Annotated in this window: 13 protein-coding genes and 2 tRNA genes; 2 read left to right on the forward strand and 13 right to left on the reverse strand. The window is 75.3% G+C overall.

Features of this window, described 5'->3' with window-relative positions; genetic code table 11:
• Positions 1-25: 25 nt before the first annotated feature.
• The 5 genes from K7I03_RS21010 to K7I03_RS21030 all read right to left on the reverse strand — a co-directional run bounded on the left by K7I03_RS21010 (position 26) and on the right by K7I03_RS21030 (position 3286).
• The gene (locus K7I03_RS21010; protein ID WP_185944278.1) at positions 26-841 is read right to left on the reverse strand and encodes a cytochrome c biogenesis CcdA family protein; all 816 of its coding nucleotides are present in this window, start codon (positions 839-841) and stop codon (positions 26-28) included.
• Entirely contained in the window at positions 838-1725 is an 888-nt protein-coding gene (locus K7I03_RS21015; RefSeq protein WP_185944279.1) for a DsbA family protein, read from the reverse strand. The genes K7I03_RS21010 and K7I03_RS21015 overlap by 4 nt, the downstream gene beginning before the upstream one ends.
• A 77-nt stretch (positions 1726-1802) precedes the next feature.
• On the reverse strand, positions 1803-2261 hold the full coding sequence (locus tag K7I03_RS21020; protein WP_185944280.1) for a hypothetical protein: 459 nt from the start codon (positions 2259-2261) through the stop codon (positions 1803-1805).
• A 116-nt stretch (positions 2262-2377) separates the two neighbouring features.
• Positions 2378-2451: transfer RNA gene (locus K7I03_RS21025), tRNA-Lys, on the reverse strand.
• A 73-nt stretch (positions 2452-2524) separates the two neighbouring features.
• A complete protein-coding gene (locus tag K7I03_RS21030; RefSeq protein ID WP_185944281.1) occupies positions 2525-3286 on the reverse strand; it encodes an IclR family transcriptional regulator in 762 nt (253 codons plus the stop codon).
• Between the two features lie 337 nt (positions 3287-3623).
• On the opposite strand from K7I03_RS21030, the gene K7I03_RS21035 reads away from it, so the two are divergent.
• The gene (locus tag K7I03_RS21035) at positions 3624-4730 is read left to right on the forward strand and encodes an LLM class flavin-dependent oxidoreductase (protein WP_185944282.1); all 1107 of its coding nucleotides are present in this window, start codon (positions 3624-3626) and stop codon (positions 4728-4730) included.
• Positions 4731-5434: 704 nt separating this feature from the next.
• Here K7I03_RS21035 and K7I03_RS21040 read toward each other — a convergent pair.
• Positions 5435-7195 (reverse strand): putative bifunctional diguanylate cyclase/phosphodiesterase, encoded by a 1761-nt coding sequence (locus K7I03_RS21040; protein ID WP_185944283.1) that lies wholly within the window; start codon positions 7193-7195, stop codon positions 5435-5437.
• A 395-nt stretch (positions 7196-7590) separates the two neighbouring features.
• Between K7I03_RS21040 and K7I03_RS21045 the strand changes: the two genes are divergently transcribed.
• Positions 7591-8826 carry a M6 family metalloprotease domain-containing protein gene (locus K7I03_RS21045; protein ID WP_185944284.1) on the forward strand — a complete coding sequence of 412 codons (1236 nt, stop codon included), beginning with the start codon at positions 7591-7593 and terminating at the stop codon, positions 8824-8826.
• Between the two features lie 69 nt (positions 8827-8895).
• Here the strand turns inward: K7I03_RS21045 and K7I03_RS21050 are convergent.
• From K7I03_RS21050 to K7I03_RS21080, 7 genes are all read right to left on the reverse strand, one after another.
• A tRNA-Lys gene (locus tag K7I03_RS21050) sits at positions 8896-8969 on the reverse strand.
• An 18-nt stretch (positions 8970-8987) separates the two neighbouring features.
• Positions 8988-9569, reverse strand: coding sequence for a bifunctional DNA primase/polymerase (locus tag K7I03_RS21055; RefSeq protein WP_185944285.1), 582 nt, complete (start codon positions 9567-9569; stop codon positions 8988-8990).
• Positions 9570-9726: 157 nt separating this feature from the next.
• A complete protein-coding gene (locus K7I03_RS21060; RefSeq protein ID WP_004948925.1) occupies positions 9727-10104 on the reverse strand; it encodes a hypothetical protein in 378 nt (125 codons plus the stop codon).
• Between the two features lie 284 nt (positions 10105-10388).
• Positions 10389-11774: an AAA domain-containing protein gene (locus K7I03_RS21065; protein WP_185944286.1), complete on the reverse strand. Its 1386-nt coding sequence runs from the start codon at positions 11772-11774 to the stop codon at positions 10389-10391.
• Between the two features lie 14 nt (positions 11775-11788).
• Positions 11789-13357 carry a hypothetical protein gene (locus K7I03_RS21070; RefSeq protein WP_185944287.1) on the reverse strand — a complete coding sequence of 523 codons (1569 nt, stop codon included), beginning with the start codon at positions 13355-13357 and terminating at the stop codon, positions 11789-11791.
• Entirely contained in the window at positions 13348-14577 is a 1230-nt protein-coding gene (locus K7I03_RS21075) for a hypothetical protein (RefSeq protein ID WP_398857636.1), read from the reverse strand. Before K7I03_RS21075 ends, K7I03_RS21070 begins: the two co-directional genes overlap by 10 nt.
• Positions 14480-15508, reverse strand: a complete 1029-nt coding sequence (locus K7I03_RS21080; RefSeq protein WP_224347137.1) for a phosphatase PAP2 family protein — start codon at positions 15506-15508, stop codon at positions 14480-14482. The genes K7I03_RS21075 and K7I03_RS21080 overlap by 98 nt, the downstream gene beginning before the upstream one ends.
• Positions 15509-15592: the final 84 nt, after the last annotated feature.

The following is a 15592-nucleotide window of genomic DNA, read 5'->3' on the forward strand; positions in this document are numbered from 1 at the left end:
TCGCCGTTCCCGTCAGGGGCGGCCGTCACCGCTTCCGGAACGCCACCCTCGCCAGCACCCCCGCCACCACCAGTGCCACGACCGCCAGCACCACGAGGTCCGGAACGGCGTTGCCGAGGCGGGAGGCGGTCTCCTCCAGGCTCGCCTCCTGGTCGGCGTCGAGAAGACCGGGGAGCCCGGTGGTCCCGTCGTACCGGAGGAAGAGGATGCCGATGGCGATGAAGAAGAGGCCGGAGAGGAGGGAGGTGGTGTGGAGACGGAGGCGGCCCATCCGGATCTCGCGCCCCCTGAGCCAGCCACGGGTGCCCAGCCGGAAGCGGTCCCAGAACAGGGCGAGGACGAACAGCGGAAGGGCCATGCCCAGGGCGTAGACGGCGAGCATGGCCGCCCCCTGGAGCGCCTCGCCGCGCATCGCCGTCATGGCCAGGACCGAACCGAGGATCGGCCCCGCGCAGAAACCGGCCAGCCCGTACACACAGCCCAGCAGGTAGGTGGAGGCCGCCGTGCGCGGGGTGATCCGGCCGGCCGCCGCCTGGGCCCGGCGCGAGGCGAAGCCCAGGCCGAGGATCTGGGCGGCGCCCAGGGCGATGACGATCCACCCGCCGGCCGTCACGAGCGCCTCGCGGTGGCCGTTGAACAGCCGGCTGGCCGCGCTGGAGGCCGCGCCCAGCGGGACCAGCGTGGTGGCGAGCCCGAGGTAGAAGACGCCGGTCCGGGCCAGCAGCCGGCCCGGGCTCGCGAGCGAGTAGGCGAAGAACGCGGGCAGCAGCAGGGCGCTGCACGGGCTGACCAGGGCGAGGACGCCGCCGAGGAACGCGGCGAGGTAGCCGATGTCGGTCATGCGCCCGGTCCGCCCTTCGGCTTCCCGGAGTCCTCGGTGGTCTGCGGGGTCCTGGCGGCCTTGGCCAGCCGGGCCTGTTCGACGGCCGCCTCGAACTCCTTCATCGGCTGGGCCCCGGCGAGCGGCCGGCCGCCGACGAGGAAGGACGGGGTGCTGCTGACGCCGAGGCGGTAGCCCTCCTGCTGGTCCTTCTTCACGGCCTCCTCGGCGGCGTCGCTCTTCATGTCGGCGCGGAAGCGGTCGAGGTCGCCGACCCCGGCGGTGCGGGCCATGTCGACGAGCTTGTCCTCGGCCAGGGCGTCGCCCTTGCGGGTCTTGGCGTAGAGCTCGTCGTGGAACTGCCAGAAGCGGCCCTGCCTGCCGGCCGCCCAGGAGGCGCGGGCGGCGCGCTGCGAGGGATCACCGAAGATCGGGAAGTTGCGGAACTCGATCCGCAGGACGCCCTCGTCCACATACTTCTTGATCAGTTCCGGCTGGCTCTCGCGGGTGAAACGGCCGCAGAACGAACACTGGTAGTCGGCGTACTCCACCAGCACCACGGGCGCGTCCGGCTTGCCGAGGGCGAGCGGATCGCCCTTCTCGCGGCGGCTGGTCATCCGCTCGGCCTCGTCGAAGAGGGGCTGCTGGGGGTCGGGGGAGGCGGTGGCGGCGGGCTTGGCGCGATCGTCCGAGCCGCCGGAGCCGCCGGAACTCTTGGCGATCGCCAGGCCCGCGGCGACGACCGCCACGACCAGGGCGGCGCCCGCGCCCACGGCGGCGAGCCGGCGGCCGGTGGTGGAGGAGGCGGCCGGGGTCTTCTTGGCGGACGGCGCTTTCTGCCCGTTCTTCGGGGTGCGCGCGTTCTTCTTGTCGGAGCGCGCGTTGTTCTTGCTGGAGGGGGACATGGTGGGCGGAGCTCCCAAGGTCTCTACGGAATCCAGGCATGCCGGAGTACGGCCCGGCGCGGGCCGTACGGGCGGGTCTAGATCCGCAGGACGGGGAGGAGCTCGGCGCTGCCGACGAGCGACGCGGGCGGCGCCCGGGGGACGCGGGCCCGCGGTGCCGGGGCCTGCGGGAGCGGCGTGCGCGCGGTGGCGGACGCGGTCAGGGGGTCGGTGGGGGCGTGCGGGACGACGACCTCCGTGCCCTTCTGCGGCACGTCGAGCGGCCGGCAGCTCCCGCCGCCGGTGTCCTGGTCGCTCCGGACGGAGACGACCGCCGCTCCGGTCGGGGACGGCGCCTCCGGCCGCGCCGCGGTGAGCGGCCGGGCGGTGGCGGCGGCCGGTGCCGGGCCGGACGGACGGGAAAGGGCCGAGCCGGAGAGGGGCGAGCCGGAGAGGGCCGGACCGAAGAGGGTGGGGCCGGCGGAGGCCGGGCCGAGGACGGCCAGCAGGAGCAGCAGCATCAGGCCGGCTGCCGAGGGGCGGCGCCGCTGGGGCACGTGGCTGCTCCTTTCCGCCGACTTTCCCGACGTCGTTCGTGACGTCCTTCCTGACGTCCGCTGGTCTCCGCTACGCAGAAGGCCCCTCACCGGAGTGAGGGGCCTTCTGCTGTCTGTGCGCCGCCAGGGACTCGAACCCCGGACCCGCTGATTAAGAGTCAGCTGCTCTAACCAACTGAGCTAGCGGCGCCTGCTGACGAGATAAATACTACCTGGTCCCGAGGGGTGCTTCGCACCACCCGCCGCTCGCGGTCACTCCGGCCTCATCGGAGGGCCAGGGAGAGCAGCATCGGAGCGGCGTGCCGGTTGAGCGCGTCCGCCGCCTGGCGGAGCCGGTGGGCGTGGGCGAGCGGCAGCGAGAGGGCGAGGCAGCCGACCCGCTTGCCCGCCGTGACGGGGACGGCGGCGCAGACCGTGCCCACCGCGTACTCCTGCAGATCGAGGACGGGCACGCTGGCGGGCTGCGCGGCGAGCCGGGTGAGCAGCGTCTTCTCGTCGGTGATCGTCCGGGAGGTGAGCCGGGCGGTCCGGTGCCGGGAGAAGTGGTCGCGCCGGTCGTCGTGGTCGAGCTGGGTGAGCAGGCACTTGCCCAGCGCGCTGGCGTGGGCGGCGGTCCGGAAGTCGACCCACTCGTGCACGCGGGGCGTCCCCGGCCCGTCCGCGTACTGGGTGATCCGGACCTCCCCGTCGACGTACCCGCTGAGGTAGACGGCCGCGCCGACGGTGTCCCGCAGCCGGGCGAGTGCCCGCTGGAGCCGGCCGGCGAGGGCGGCGTCGCGGTCGCCGCCCGTGGTCAGCAGGGCGAGCGCGGGGCCCGCGGCGTAGGCGTCCTCCCCGACCCGGGTCACGTACCGCTCGCGGCGGAGCATCGCCAGCAGGTGGGCGAGGCGCCCGGCGGGCAGGCCGGACTCCCGGGCGAGCTGGGCCTCGCTCACGCCGCCGGAGTATTTGGTGACCGTCTCCAGGACGCGCAGGGCGTGCTGCACCGAGTGGAACGGTGTGATCGGCTCGGGCTTGAGCGCCACGGTCTCCCCTTGGCTGGTCGCGCGGGTTTCCGCTTCTCACGATAGGGCGAAGCGGGCCGCGCGGAGAGGGTGTTGCGCGAGAAGGGGAGGCTCCGGAACGCTCCGGGCTGTGGGGCTGGTCGGGGGCATATGCCGTCGGAATGCCGTCGGTATGTCGGGGTGGGCGGCCGAAGTGGCATCCGGCGGGGGAATAAAGCGGAGAGCGGCTCCGGTTCTCTTCCGGCGGGACCGGTGGCAGGACGTCCCCGCGGCGCTCTCAGGGGTGGCCGCGGCGCGCTCCCGGACCCACGACAGAGCAGCGCGCACCGCGCGACGGCGAGCAGGGAGGCGGGCCACCGTGGCCGACGAGCACGACGAGATCATCCGGGCGACCCCTCGTGGACGCGCCCCCGTCCCCCTGTCCGTCCTGGACCTGGCCACCGTGGGCGCCGGCCGTACGGCGCGGCAGGCGCTGGAGACCACCGTCGAGCTGGCCCGGCTGACCGAGCGGCGCGGCTACCACCGCTACTGGGTCGCCGAACACCACTCGATGCCCGGCGTCGCCAGCTCCTCGCCCGCCGTGATCCTCGCCCATCTCGCGGCCCGGACGGACCGGATCCGGCTTGGTTCCGGAGGGGTGATGCTGCCCAACCACGCGCCGCTGGTGATCGCCGAACAGTTCGGCACCCTGGAGGCGTTCGCGCCGGGGCGGATCGATCTGGGCCTCGGGCGCGCGCCGGGCACGGACGGCGCCACCGCCGCCGCCCTGCGCCGGGCGGACCGGCTCGCGGAGGGGGCGGACGAGTTCCCGCAGCAGCTCTCGGAGCTGGTGCGCTTCCTCGACGACGACTTCCCGGACGGCCACCCCTACGCCCGGATCCACGCCGTGCCCGGACCCGTCCAGGGCCGGGTGCCCGGCGGCGTACAGCGGGCCGACCGGCCGTCCGTCTGGCTGCTCGGCTCCTCCGGGTTCAGCGCCCGGCTCGCCGGGGCGCTGGGGCTGCCCTTCTCCTTCGCCCACCACTTCTCGGCGGCCAACACCGTCCCGGCCCTCGACCTCTACCGCGCGTCCTTCCGCCCCTCGGCCGTCCTCGACCGCCCCTACGCCAAGATCGGCGTCCAGGCGCTGGCGGCGGACGACCCGAAGGAGGCGCGCCGCCAGGTGCTCACCGGGGCGCTGTCCATGCTCCGGCTGCGCCGGGGACGCCCGGGGCTGGTGCCGACTCCCGAGGAGGCCGAGGCGTACGAATTCGGCGAGGTGGAGCGGGACTTCGTCGACGACTGGCTGCGGAACGTGGTCTACGGCACCCCGGACGAGGTACGGGAGGGGCTGGACGCGCTGGTGCGGCGGACGGGCGTCGACGAGCTGATGATCACGGCCAATGTGCATGGCGCGGACGCCCGGTTGCGCAGCTATGAGCTGATCGCGGACGCGTACGGGATGCCGGGCGCCTTCGGCGCGTAGGGGGCTGGGGCGTTGGGATGCGGCCGGCCTGCTCGGCTCGGCCGGCCCGACCGGCCCACGCTGCCCGATCGGAGTGATCAGCACACTCGGCCCGACCTGAGTGACCGGCGTCGCCGGCGGAGTCGACGCCGTGCGGCCGGGGCGCTGGGCGCACGGCCGGTCAGCTCCGGGCACCTGCCCGGCCGGCCGGGCATACAGGCATACCGGGCCACCGGGCGGGCGGCCGGTCGCACCGGGGGTGCCGGGTGGGCGGCCGGTCACATCCGGGCGCGGCCCGGCCGGCCGGGCGCACCGGGGAGCCGGGGGGAGGGGCGGCCGGTCTGCCGGGGAGCCGGGAGGCGGCCGGTTGTGCCGAAGGTGGCCGGTTGTGCCGGGCGCCGAACAAGGCGCGGCGCGCCGGGGCGCCCTGGGTGTGGGGAGGGCCGGCGTGTGCGGCCCGCCGCGTGCGGTGTGCCCGGCCGGGACGGGCGTGTCGCAGTCCGTGCCGCGTCGGCGCACGCGGGCGTGTGGCTCGGCCGTCACTTGCGCCCTGCCCAAGAAGGTGCGCCCGAGGGCCCTGGGTACAGGCAGGGTCGGCGTGTGCGGCCCGCCGCGTTCGGCGTGCCCGGCCGCAGATGGGCGCGCGGCGTCGGTCGCGTACCGCGTCAGCGCACGCGAGCGCATGGCCCGGCCGTCGTTCGTGCCCGGCTCGGGGCGCGCGCGGCTCACACCGCAGCGCGCGCCCCCACCCCCAGCAGCGCGGAGATCCGGTCCGCGCCCACCGGGCGGGAGTAGAACCAGCCCTGCCCGGTGTCGCAGCCGATCCGCCCCAGGCGTTCCGCCTGCTCCGCGTTCTCCACGCACTCCGCCGTCACCGTCAGCCCCAGCCGGTGCGCCAGTTGCACCAGGGCCTCGACGATCGTCTCGTCCGCCGGGTTCGGCGGTTCGTCGGTGCGGAAGCCGTGGACGAACGAGCCGTCCAGCTTCAGCGTGGAGACCGGGAGTCTGCTGAGGTAGGAGAGGTTGGAGTAGCCGGTGCCGAAGTCGTCGATGGCGATGGCGACGCCCATGTCGCTCAGCCGGCGCAGTTGTTGGAGCGGTCGTCCCGCCGAGCCCATCACCGCCGATTCCGTGAGCTCCAGTTGGAGCAGGCGCGGCGGCAGCCCCGTCTCGGCGAGGATCGCGGCGACGTCCGCGACGAGGTCGGAGTCCCAGACCTGACGGACCGCCACATTGACGCTGACGACGAGCGGTTCGTCCGGCCGTTCCAGCTGCCAGCGGCGGGCCTGGCGACAGGCGGTCTCCAGCACCCAGCGGCCGAGCGGCACGATCGCGCCGGTCTCCTCGGCCAGCCCGATGAACCGATTCGGCGCGAGCGTGCCGAACTGTGGGTGGTGCCAGCGCACCAGGGCCTCCACCCCGCGGACGACCCCGTCGCCCAGGCCGACCAGCGGCTGGTACTGGAGGACGAACTCACCCCGGTCGACGGCCGGCCGGAGAGTGCTGGAGAGGGCCTGCCGGGTCATCCGGTGGGCGTTGCGCTCCGGGTCGAAGAGGGCCCAGCGCGCCTTGCCGTCCGCCTTCGCCCAGTACAGCGTGGTGTCCGCGGCCTGCATCAGCTCGGTCGCGTGCGTCCCGGCCGCCGGGCGCTCGACGACTCCGATGCTGGCCGACACCGACAGCCGCTGCCCGCCCACCTCGAACGGCCGCTGGAGCGCGGCCAGTACGGCGGTGGCGAGCGCGACGAGCTGCTCGGTGCCGGCCGACTCCTCCACCAGCAGGGCGAACTCGTCGCCGCCCAGCCGGGCGACCAGATGGCCGCCCTCCGCGGCGCAGTCGCGCAGCCGGCGGGCCACCGCGCAGAGCAGCCGGTCGCCGGCGCGGTGGCCGAGGGTGTCGTTGACGGCCTTGAAGCCGTCGAGGTCCAGGTAGCACAGACCGATCCGGGCGTCCTCGTCCTCCTCCGCCGCGGCCAGCGCGGCGGCCAGCCGCTCGAAGAAGAGGCTGCGGTTGGGCAGCCGGGTCACCGGGTCGTGCATCCGCAGGTGCCGCAGCCGGGCGCGCAGGTCCCGGCGCTCGCTGATGTCCGCGACCGACAGCAGGGCGTCGTGGCCGCCCGGCAGCGGGGTGACGGCGACCTCGGCCCACACCGCCCGGCCGCCGGGACGCCGCAGCCGGCGCGTGCAGTGGAGCCGGGCCCGGCGGCCGAGCAACACGTCCCGGTACGCGTTCCAGGTCCGGGAGTCCTCGCGCAGCCCGGTGAACTCGGCCGCGGGACAGCCTTCCAGCCGGGCGGGGTCGGTGCCCAGCAGCGCCCCGAGGGCGTCGTTGGCGACGCGCACCAGGCCGTCGGCCCCGACGACGGCCATCCCGAGGTGCGCGGCCCGGAAGGCAGCGCGGAAATCGTCCGCGTTGACGTGACGTTGTGTGACGACGGGCGCCGCCGCGCCCGGCGCGCCGCCCTGGCCGTCGAGGGTTCCGCTCACCGCTCGCTCCCGCGTGGCAATCGTTCCGCACCGTATGGTGCGGCTTTCATGAGTCTCGTACGCGTGGTCGAATTGACGGCATTCGGCCGCCGGTTGGGGCAATCCATGCTGCAAATGTGGCGATCATAGGGCTCGTGCGGGGCCCGTTCCAGCGGCCGGGTCTCGATCAGGGGAGCCGCGACCCTGGATTCGACCGTTTCTGTACGTCCATGCCCGCTCGGGGCCGAGGCTGCATGGGCGTGCATCTCGATGACATCTCGATTGACCGTCCGTGACTGAGTGTGATGTACCCAGAAGTCGGCCCAGTCACTCGACCGGGGGACCGGAACAGGGCATAACCCTACAAACCGCCTGAGGGTGGGAGAGGTGTCCCGATTCCGTCCCGGGAGGTCGACGTGGTGCGTCCGCAGACACCCAGGGGGGTGGAGCGGTCCGGGCTGCGCCGGCTGTGGGCGGTGCTGACCTGCCTGTGCGCCATCGCGGCGACCCTGGTGGCGGCCCCCGCCCGGGCCGTCGGGCCGGGCGGCCCCTGCGCGCTGCCCCGCAGCGACGCCCACCACTCCGAGGGGCTGGACACCCGGAACCCGTCCTACCCGCGCGCCCTCGGCCGGCTGGACGCCGTCATGGTCTTCCTCTCCTTCCCGGACTCCCGGCCGGTCGCCACCCCCGCCCAGCTCATGGCGGACCACTTCCCCGGCACCTCCCGGTTCTTCGAACGGGCCTCGTACGGCCGGTTCTCCGTCCGCGCCCACCCCGTGGACCGGTGGTTCCGGATGCCCCGGCCCTCCACCGCGTACCGGATACAGCGTGACTGGGACGGCGAGCTGCGCACCACCTATCTGAGGGACGCCATCACGGCCGCGCGCGGCGCCGTGGACTTCGGCCGCTACGGGCTGGTCTACCTGGTCGCCGACCCGGACGCGCCCGGGGTGGACTCCGACGCCACCAAGGTCGTCAACCTGGAGCGGCCGCTGGAGGTCGACGGCGCCGAGCTGCGCCGGGTCGTCACCGTCTTCGAGCACCACCCGCCCGACCGGAACGTCCTCGCCCACGAGACGGGGCACGTCCTGGACCTGCCCGACCTCTATCACCGGCCCTCCGAGGGCAAGGGCGACTGGGACACCCACGTCGGCGACTGGGACCTCATGGGCAGCCAGTTCGGGCTGGCCGCCGACCCCTTCGGCTGGCACAAGTGGAAGCTGGGCTGGCTCGACGCCCGGCAGGTGGACTGCGTCCTCGGCCGCGGCGGCGCCGTGCACACCGTCCAGCCGCTGGAGGCCCCGATGCGGCCGGGGGACACCCGGACCCGGCTGGTGGTGGCCAGGACCGGGGTCAGCAGCGCCGTCGTGGTCGAGGCCCGGACCGCGACCGGCAACGACGCCGCCACCTGCACCGAGGGCGTGCTGGTCTACCGGGTGGACAGCGAGACGCCGTCCGGCGGCGGTCCCGTGCAGGTGGTGGACGGCCATCCCGGCACCCTGGCCTGCCCGGGGGAGGCCGTCTACCCGCCGCTGGCCGACGCCCCGCTCGGGGTCGGGGAGTCCCTGACCGTCCCGGAGGGCGGGATCCGGGTGGCGGTACGCGGGCGGGCGGCGGACGGGGCGTGGACGGTCCGGGTCAGCCGGGAGTGACGTTCCAAGGGACTCCCGGCAAGGCACGAAAAAGCCCCTCCACCGAAGTGGAGGGGCTTCCTCTGTCTGTGCGCCGCCAGGGACTCGAACCCCGGACCCGCTGATTAAGAGTCAGCTGCTCTAACCAACTGAGCTAGCGGCGCCTGCTGACAGAGAAGACTCTAGCACCCTGATCCGGTGGAAAGAAAATCCGTATGTTTGAGACCGGCGCGGGCGGTACGGACGCAGGACCAGAGCAGGACGTCGGGCCCCGGCAGCCACGGGTGCCGGACCTCCGGGGCGACCACCCAGCGCGAGGCCGGCGGCACCGGTTCCGTCCCGTCCGGCGGGTACGGCGGGGGGACCGTCACCGCGTCGCCCGTGCCCAGGCACAGCAGCGGCGGGACGGCCCGGGCCCACTCCTCCCAGCGCAGCAGCGCCGGCAGCCGCTGGGCCGTGCCGGGCGCCGCGAACAGCAGCAGCCGGCCCTGCTGGGCGGCGACCGGCCCGGAACCGGGCCCGTCCGACCACAGCCGGTCCAGCATCCGGCGGCCGAACAGGGACGGGACGCCGATCACGTCGAAGGCCCGCCCGCACGGCAGCAGCAGCGGGGTCCGCGGGTCGGCCGCCCACAGGGCCAGCACGCTGCGGGGGAGCGGACTGGCCGAGGCGAGCCACTCGGCACCGGCGGGACGGACCGGCTCCCAGACGGCGGCCGGCTGCGGGAGGCGGGCGGGGTGCGGAACGCGTGGGCTGGAGTCCATGCCCTCATGGTCGGCTCGCGGCCGGGGGCGGGTGGCGGCAGTTCCCTGAAATCGGGACAGCGCGGGACGGGGTGCGCTAGGTTGTGCGCCGCATATGCCAACGGCCCATGAGACGGGTCATGGGCCGGGTGCGCGGCGAGGGGCCGCCGGAGCGGGCTCAGTCGGCCGTTCTGCCGCTGCGCAGCAGCTCACGGCCGAACTCCACCATCTTCTTGGCGTAGTCCTCGCTCCACTCGGCGCGCTCCGCGATCACGGCGGTGGGCAGCCGGTCGAACCGCCGGGGGTCGGCGAGCTGGGCCGCCGCCACGGCCTGGAACTCGATCGCGCGGTCGGCCGCCGCGCGGAAGGCCAGGGCCAGCTCCGTCGAGCGGGCCAACAGTTCGCGCGGGTCCTCGATCGACTCGAGGTCGAAGAAGTGCTCGGCCTCCGAGACGGCCTCAGGCGGCTCGAAGAGCAGCGGCGCGGGCCTGCGGCGGGGAGCCGCGCCACCGCCCGGACCGGGAGCCTGTTTCGGCTCGCACTCGCACATGTACATACCTCCAGGATCGTCTGCGCCGCCATCCATTGTCGCGCCGCGCGCAAGGGGGCCCGCTGTCGCAGCGGGTGCGGCGGTCCCGGGCCGGCGGTCCCGGGCCGCGGTCATCGGCCGCCCCCGGCGGGCGGGTGCCGGGGGCGGCGGTCAGGGTTTCCAGCGGACCCGGTGCTCGCTCAGATGCGTCAGGACCGCGAAATTCGCCTCCCACCCATCAGGGCTGTGATCTTCGACCGCCTCCGGCGGCGTGCCGGACGCCGTCCGGCGGGCGGGTGCCGGGGCGGCGGTCAGGGTTTCCACCGGACCCGGTGTTCGTTCAGATGCGTGAGCACCGCGAAATTCGCCTCCCACCCGTCCGGGAACTTCACCGCCACCCCCAGCCGCACCGGCTCCGTCGACGGGTGCTCGTCCAGCAGGCGGTCCACGCCCGCGCGGCACACCACGACGCAGGCGTGCCGGTGGCGTGAGGCCAGGACGCAGAGGCGGCCGGTCTCCAGGTGGAAGGCGGTGGCGTCGGGGCGGCCCGAGAGGGGGTGCAGGACGACGGTGACGTCGAACTCGCGGCCCTGGAGCCGGTTGGCCGTGTCCACCGTCACGCCGGTCACCCCGTGCTCCCCCAGCGCCGCGCGGACGGCCGCCGCCTGGTCCCGGTGGGCGGTGCCCACCGCGATCCGGGCCGCGGTGAGCGGGACGGGACCGGGGGCGCGCTCGCTGGTCAAGGCCGCGCCGCGGTCGAGCATCCGGCGTACCACCAGGGCCACCGCCTCGACGGCCTCCGGGTCCGTGCGCGGCACGTGCCGCTCGGGCAGCTCCAGCAGCCCCCAGCCGGACGCGGCGGCCTCGTCCAGCACCCGGTCCACCGCCGACCCGTCCTGCCGGACGCCGAAGGACATCAGCCGGTCGCCGTGGTCCGTGCCGCTGCGGAAGCGGGTGTACGGGTAGAACGCGTCCGACACCAGGCGCGCGGCGGACGCCGGCAGCCGCCAGGACACCGGGAGCCGGTGCTGCGGCAGCCCGGGGTTGTGGGCGAGGAGCGTGCTGACCGCGCTCACCGACGGGTCGTACGACAGGCCGGCCCACTGCGCCGTCCCCTCGGCGCCCACCACGCTGAACGGGTCGAGCTGGCCCGGGTCGCCGACGAACAGGGCCCGGTCGAACAGGCCGGCCACGGCCAGCAGCGCGTCCGAGCGCATCTGGTACGCCTCGTCGACGATCGCCTGGCCCCAGGGCTCGGTCACCTTGGTGTGCGCCCACTTCGCGGCGGTGGAGACGACCACGTCGAGACCGGCGAGGTCCGCGGCCTTCGTCGACGTGACGACCTGGTCGAGCCCGTCCAGCGCCGGGTCGTACGGCCGCGGGTCGCTGCTGTGCAGCCGGCCGACCGGCAGGTCGGCGTCCTCCTCGGCCAGCCGCAGCACCAGGTCGTCCACCTGGGCGTTGGTCTGCGCGACGACCATCAGCGGCCGGCCCGCCCGGGCCAGTTCCAGGGCGGCGCGGACGACCAGCGTGGACTTGCCGGCGCCGGGCGGCGAGTCGACGACGACGCCGCGGTGCCGGCCGTCCAGCGTGTCGCGCAGGATGGCTCGCGTGGCCGCGGCGGCGGCCGCGGACGGGTCGAAGGCATGGGGCTCCCGCACTGGCCCGGCGGGGGCCGGGATCGCTTTCTGGGTCACGGCAGGCTCCTGGGTCATAGCAGGTCCTCCGTGGTCACCGGATCGGGCTCCTCCGCCGCCGTGCCGGGCGGACCGCCGTGGGTCCAGGGCGTGCGCTCGGGCTCGGGCAGCTCGGGGCCGCCCCTGGGCGCGTGCTCGAACAGCGTCCAGCAGACCCGGTCACCGGGCGCGGGCACCGTCCCCTCGTCGGGGACCTTGCCGCGGCCCATGCCACCGGTCAGCCGGACCGTCAGCCCGGCCGGGCCGGCGGCCACGAACTCGGCGGGCTGCGACCGGCCGTCGGCCAGCACCCGGTGCACCCGCGCGCCCTCCTCCAGCAGCGGCGCGTCGTCCGTACGGACGGTGACCAGCGGCCGCGGGCGCGGCACCTTCGCCTCCGAGAGGGCCATGACCACCTCGGTGACCTCCCCGGCGAACGCCTCGCCGGCCAGCCGCCGCCCGGCCATGACCAGCGGATCGTCCAGCGCCTCCTGGGCGTCCAGCCGGGCCCGCGCGGTCTCCCGCGCGGCGAGCTTCCGCGCGGCGGTGACCGCGTCGTCCCGGCGCGGCTGCGGCGGCTCGCCGGCCCGCAGCCGGTCCCGGTGCCCGGTGTACGACCAGCGGTCGCGCTTCCAGCGCTCGGCGACCGAGGCGCCCTCGGGGAGGGCGCGCAGCAGGTCGACGCCGTGCCAGACGGCGTCCCAGGTGGGCCGCAGCTGTGAGAGGAGCAGCGTGCGGATCACCGTGTCGGCGGCCCGCAGCCCGGCGTGGCCCCGGCCGGTCTCCAGGACCGCCGTCCGGGCCCGGTCGTAGCGGGCGATGGCGGGGGCCAGCAGCTTGTTGTCGAAGGCGGGGTCGGTGGCCGGGCCGGCGGGCGGGTGGAGCAGCAGGCCGTCGGCGTCGCGCGCCAGCTCGGCGCGGCGGGCCGCCTCCGGGCCGGTGCTTCCCTCGGGCGGGTCGATCCAGGCGAGCAGCGCGCCCAGGTGCTGGTCCTCCAAGTGGCTCTGGCCGGTGGCCCAGTGCCGGGAGAGCGACTCGGTCATCGGGAGCAGGAGGGCACTGCCGGGGAGGCGGGCCCGCTCCCCGTAGTGGGTGAGCCAGCGGCCGAGCAGCGGGACGCGGGGCGGCGCCGGCCAGTCGGCCGCCGGGTCCTCCTCGGCGGTGCGCCGGAAGCGCATGGACCGGCCGAGCAGCCGGACGTACTCGGCCGCGGCCGGGCCGGGGACCAGCAACTGCGGGGCGTCGGCGCACAGCTCGGCCTCGACGGTCGTCCGGCGGCCGGTCGCCGGGTCGGTCTCCTTGCGCTCCTCGGTGACAGTGTCGTCCGCGTACCCCTCGACGTAGGGCAGGACGGCCTCGGCGAGCTCGGCCAGGAAGGCGAACCGCAGGGCGCGGTCGCGCGGCTGAGGGACCGTCAGCAGGTGGGGCGCGTCGCGGTCGGTGCCGACGAGGGCGCCGAGGGGCGCGCCCGTCTCACCGGCGGTGGTGAGCGGGACGAGCACGAGCGGGCGGTCCGACAGGTGCCGGTGGCGGACGGTGGCCAGGGGGCGGGCGCGGCCGGCGTGCAGCGCCTCCAGGCGGGCGAGGGAGGTGATCAGCGACATCCGGCCGTCCCTTCGGGTCCTTCCGGCTGCCCGGCGGCGGCCAGGGCCTCGGCGCGCAGGGCGGCGGCGCGGCGGAGGGCGGCGACGGCGGGATCGTCCTCGGACCCGTGGCACGGGCCCGACTCGCCCCCGGCCGCCGCGAGGACCTCCTCGACCGTGGTCAGCCCGCCGAGCCCGGAGCGCACGTTCCGCCCCAGGTGCCGGACGTCGCCCTCGGCGCGCGCCCGGTCGCGGCAGTGGAACGCCAGCTCGCAGGCGGCGAGGCAGTCCGGCGCGTACGCGGCGTCGACCGCCTCGACGGCGGCCGTCAGCTCCGCCGCCGGCCGGTCCGGGGCGAAGGAGGTGCCGGGCGGGAGGGCGGCGGCGATCTCCTCGACCCGGGTGAGCCGGCCGAGCTGGCGGTGGGTGGTGGCGCGCTGCTTGCGGAGGTCGAGGAGGGCGGCGGCCGGCAGGTTGGAGAAGTCCTTGGGGCAGACCAGCAGCGCTTCGTGGCGTACCCGGCCGTTCTCGGGGGCCGGCCCGGGAAGCCGCTCGGCCACCGTCTCCAGGGCGAGCGCGTACACCGCGGCCTGCCGGGCGGCGGCCCCGGCCTTGGCGGCGTCGGCCGCGCCGTCGATCATGGCGAAGGACTTGATCTCGACCACCGTCCAGGTGCCGTCCGGGTGCACGACGACGGCGTCCGGCTCCAGGTAGGCGGGGGTGCCGGCCACGGTGAGCGCCAGCATGGGGTGGTCGAGGAGCGCCCACCGGCCGGCGGCGGTGGCCTCCCGCAGGGCCAGGGCGGTGCGGGCCGTGCGGCCCTCGGGGCCGGCGGCGGAGAGGTCGGGCGCGTCCACGGCGTCCGGGGGCTCCGGCGCCTCTCCGGCGGGCAGCGCGGCGTGCAGCAGCCGGACGAGCTCCGTACCGCCGTCGGCCTTCACCCGGGCCTCGAAGGCATTGCCGCGCGCTATGGCGAACTGCGACTGCCCGAACGCGGCGGGTGTGCCGAGCGCCCGCGCGAGGGCCGCCTTGTCGACCCCGGCGCCGTCGAGCAGGGCGCGGCGGCGGCAGCCGGGGTTGGCGGCGAGGGCCGCCAGGGCGCGGGCGTCCAGCGGGCGCGGCGGGACGTCCGGCCCGCGCAGCTCAGCGAGCCGCAGCCGGAGCGCCGTCGGGCCGGCTGCCGCCGGCTCCGCCGCGGGACTGCCGGGGGATGTCCGAAGGGATCGAAGGGATGTGCTCACTGCCGTCCGCCTCGCGCTGTCTCTCCGGCGCACCCGCCCGGCCGCCGCCGGCGGGCATGCCGGACGCGGTCGTGCGCGGGTGCGCAGTACGAGCCGAAGTCTCGCACCCGGCACTGACAATCGCCGGGCTCTCGGGCATTCCCGCAGGTCCGGCCGGGTCGAGCGAGGGCAGGGCGCGGGGCGCCCGGGCGCGGAGCCGCTCGCCGAGGCGCAGCGCGGGGCGGGTCAGCAGCAGGCCGACGCCCATGACGGCGGCACCGGCGACGGCGTCCAGGAAGTAGTGGTTGGCCGTGCCCATGACCACGAGGGTGATGGTCAGGGGGTAGGCGACGCCGAGGACCTTCGCCCAGGTGCCGCGCCCGTGGCGCCACAGCATGACGCCGCACCACAGCGCCCAGCCCACGTGCAGGCTCGGCATGGCCGCGTACTGGTTGGTGAGCCCGCCGAGACCGCGCGGGGCGCTGGCGTCACCGCCCCACCATCCGTACGACGAGTACTGGTGCATGGTGTCGATGAAGCCGTAGCCGTCCGGGAGGAGGCGGGGCGGGCAGGTGGGCAGCAGGGTGAAGCCCACCAGGCCGATGAGGGTGGAGAGCATCAGCCAGGTCCGGCCGCTGCGGTAGTGCTCGGAGTGGCGCCGGAAGACCCACACCAGGATGGCCGGGGTGACCACGTAGTGCAGCGAGGCGTACACGAAGTCCGCGGGCACGCCGAGGATGGCGTGGTCCGTGAACAGGCGGTTGAGGGGGTGTTCGAAATTTATTCGAAACTGCTTCTCGATATCGAGTATCGACACACCGTGATCGACCGCCGACTGCACATCGCCGCGGACCAGCAGGCGGCCCGCCGAGTACAGCGCGTAGACGACGGCGATCAGTGGCAGTTCGGTCCACCAGCGCGGCCGCTTCCCGAGTGGTGCGGTGCGGTACATCCGGACGCTCTCCATGTGTTCAGGCGGCCAACAAGCGCGCATGCAACCGTACGGCGTACGCCGCATCCGCCGCACACCGCCCCG

The organism is Streptomyces mobaraensis (assembly GCF_020099395.1).
Taxonomy (GTDB): domain Bacteria; phylum Actinomycetota; class Actinomycetes; order Streptomycetales; family Streptomycetaceae; genus Streptomyces.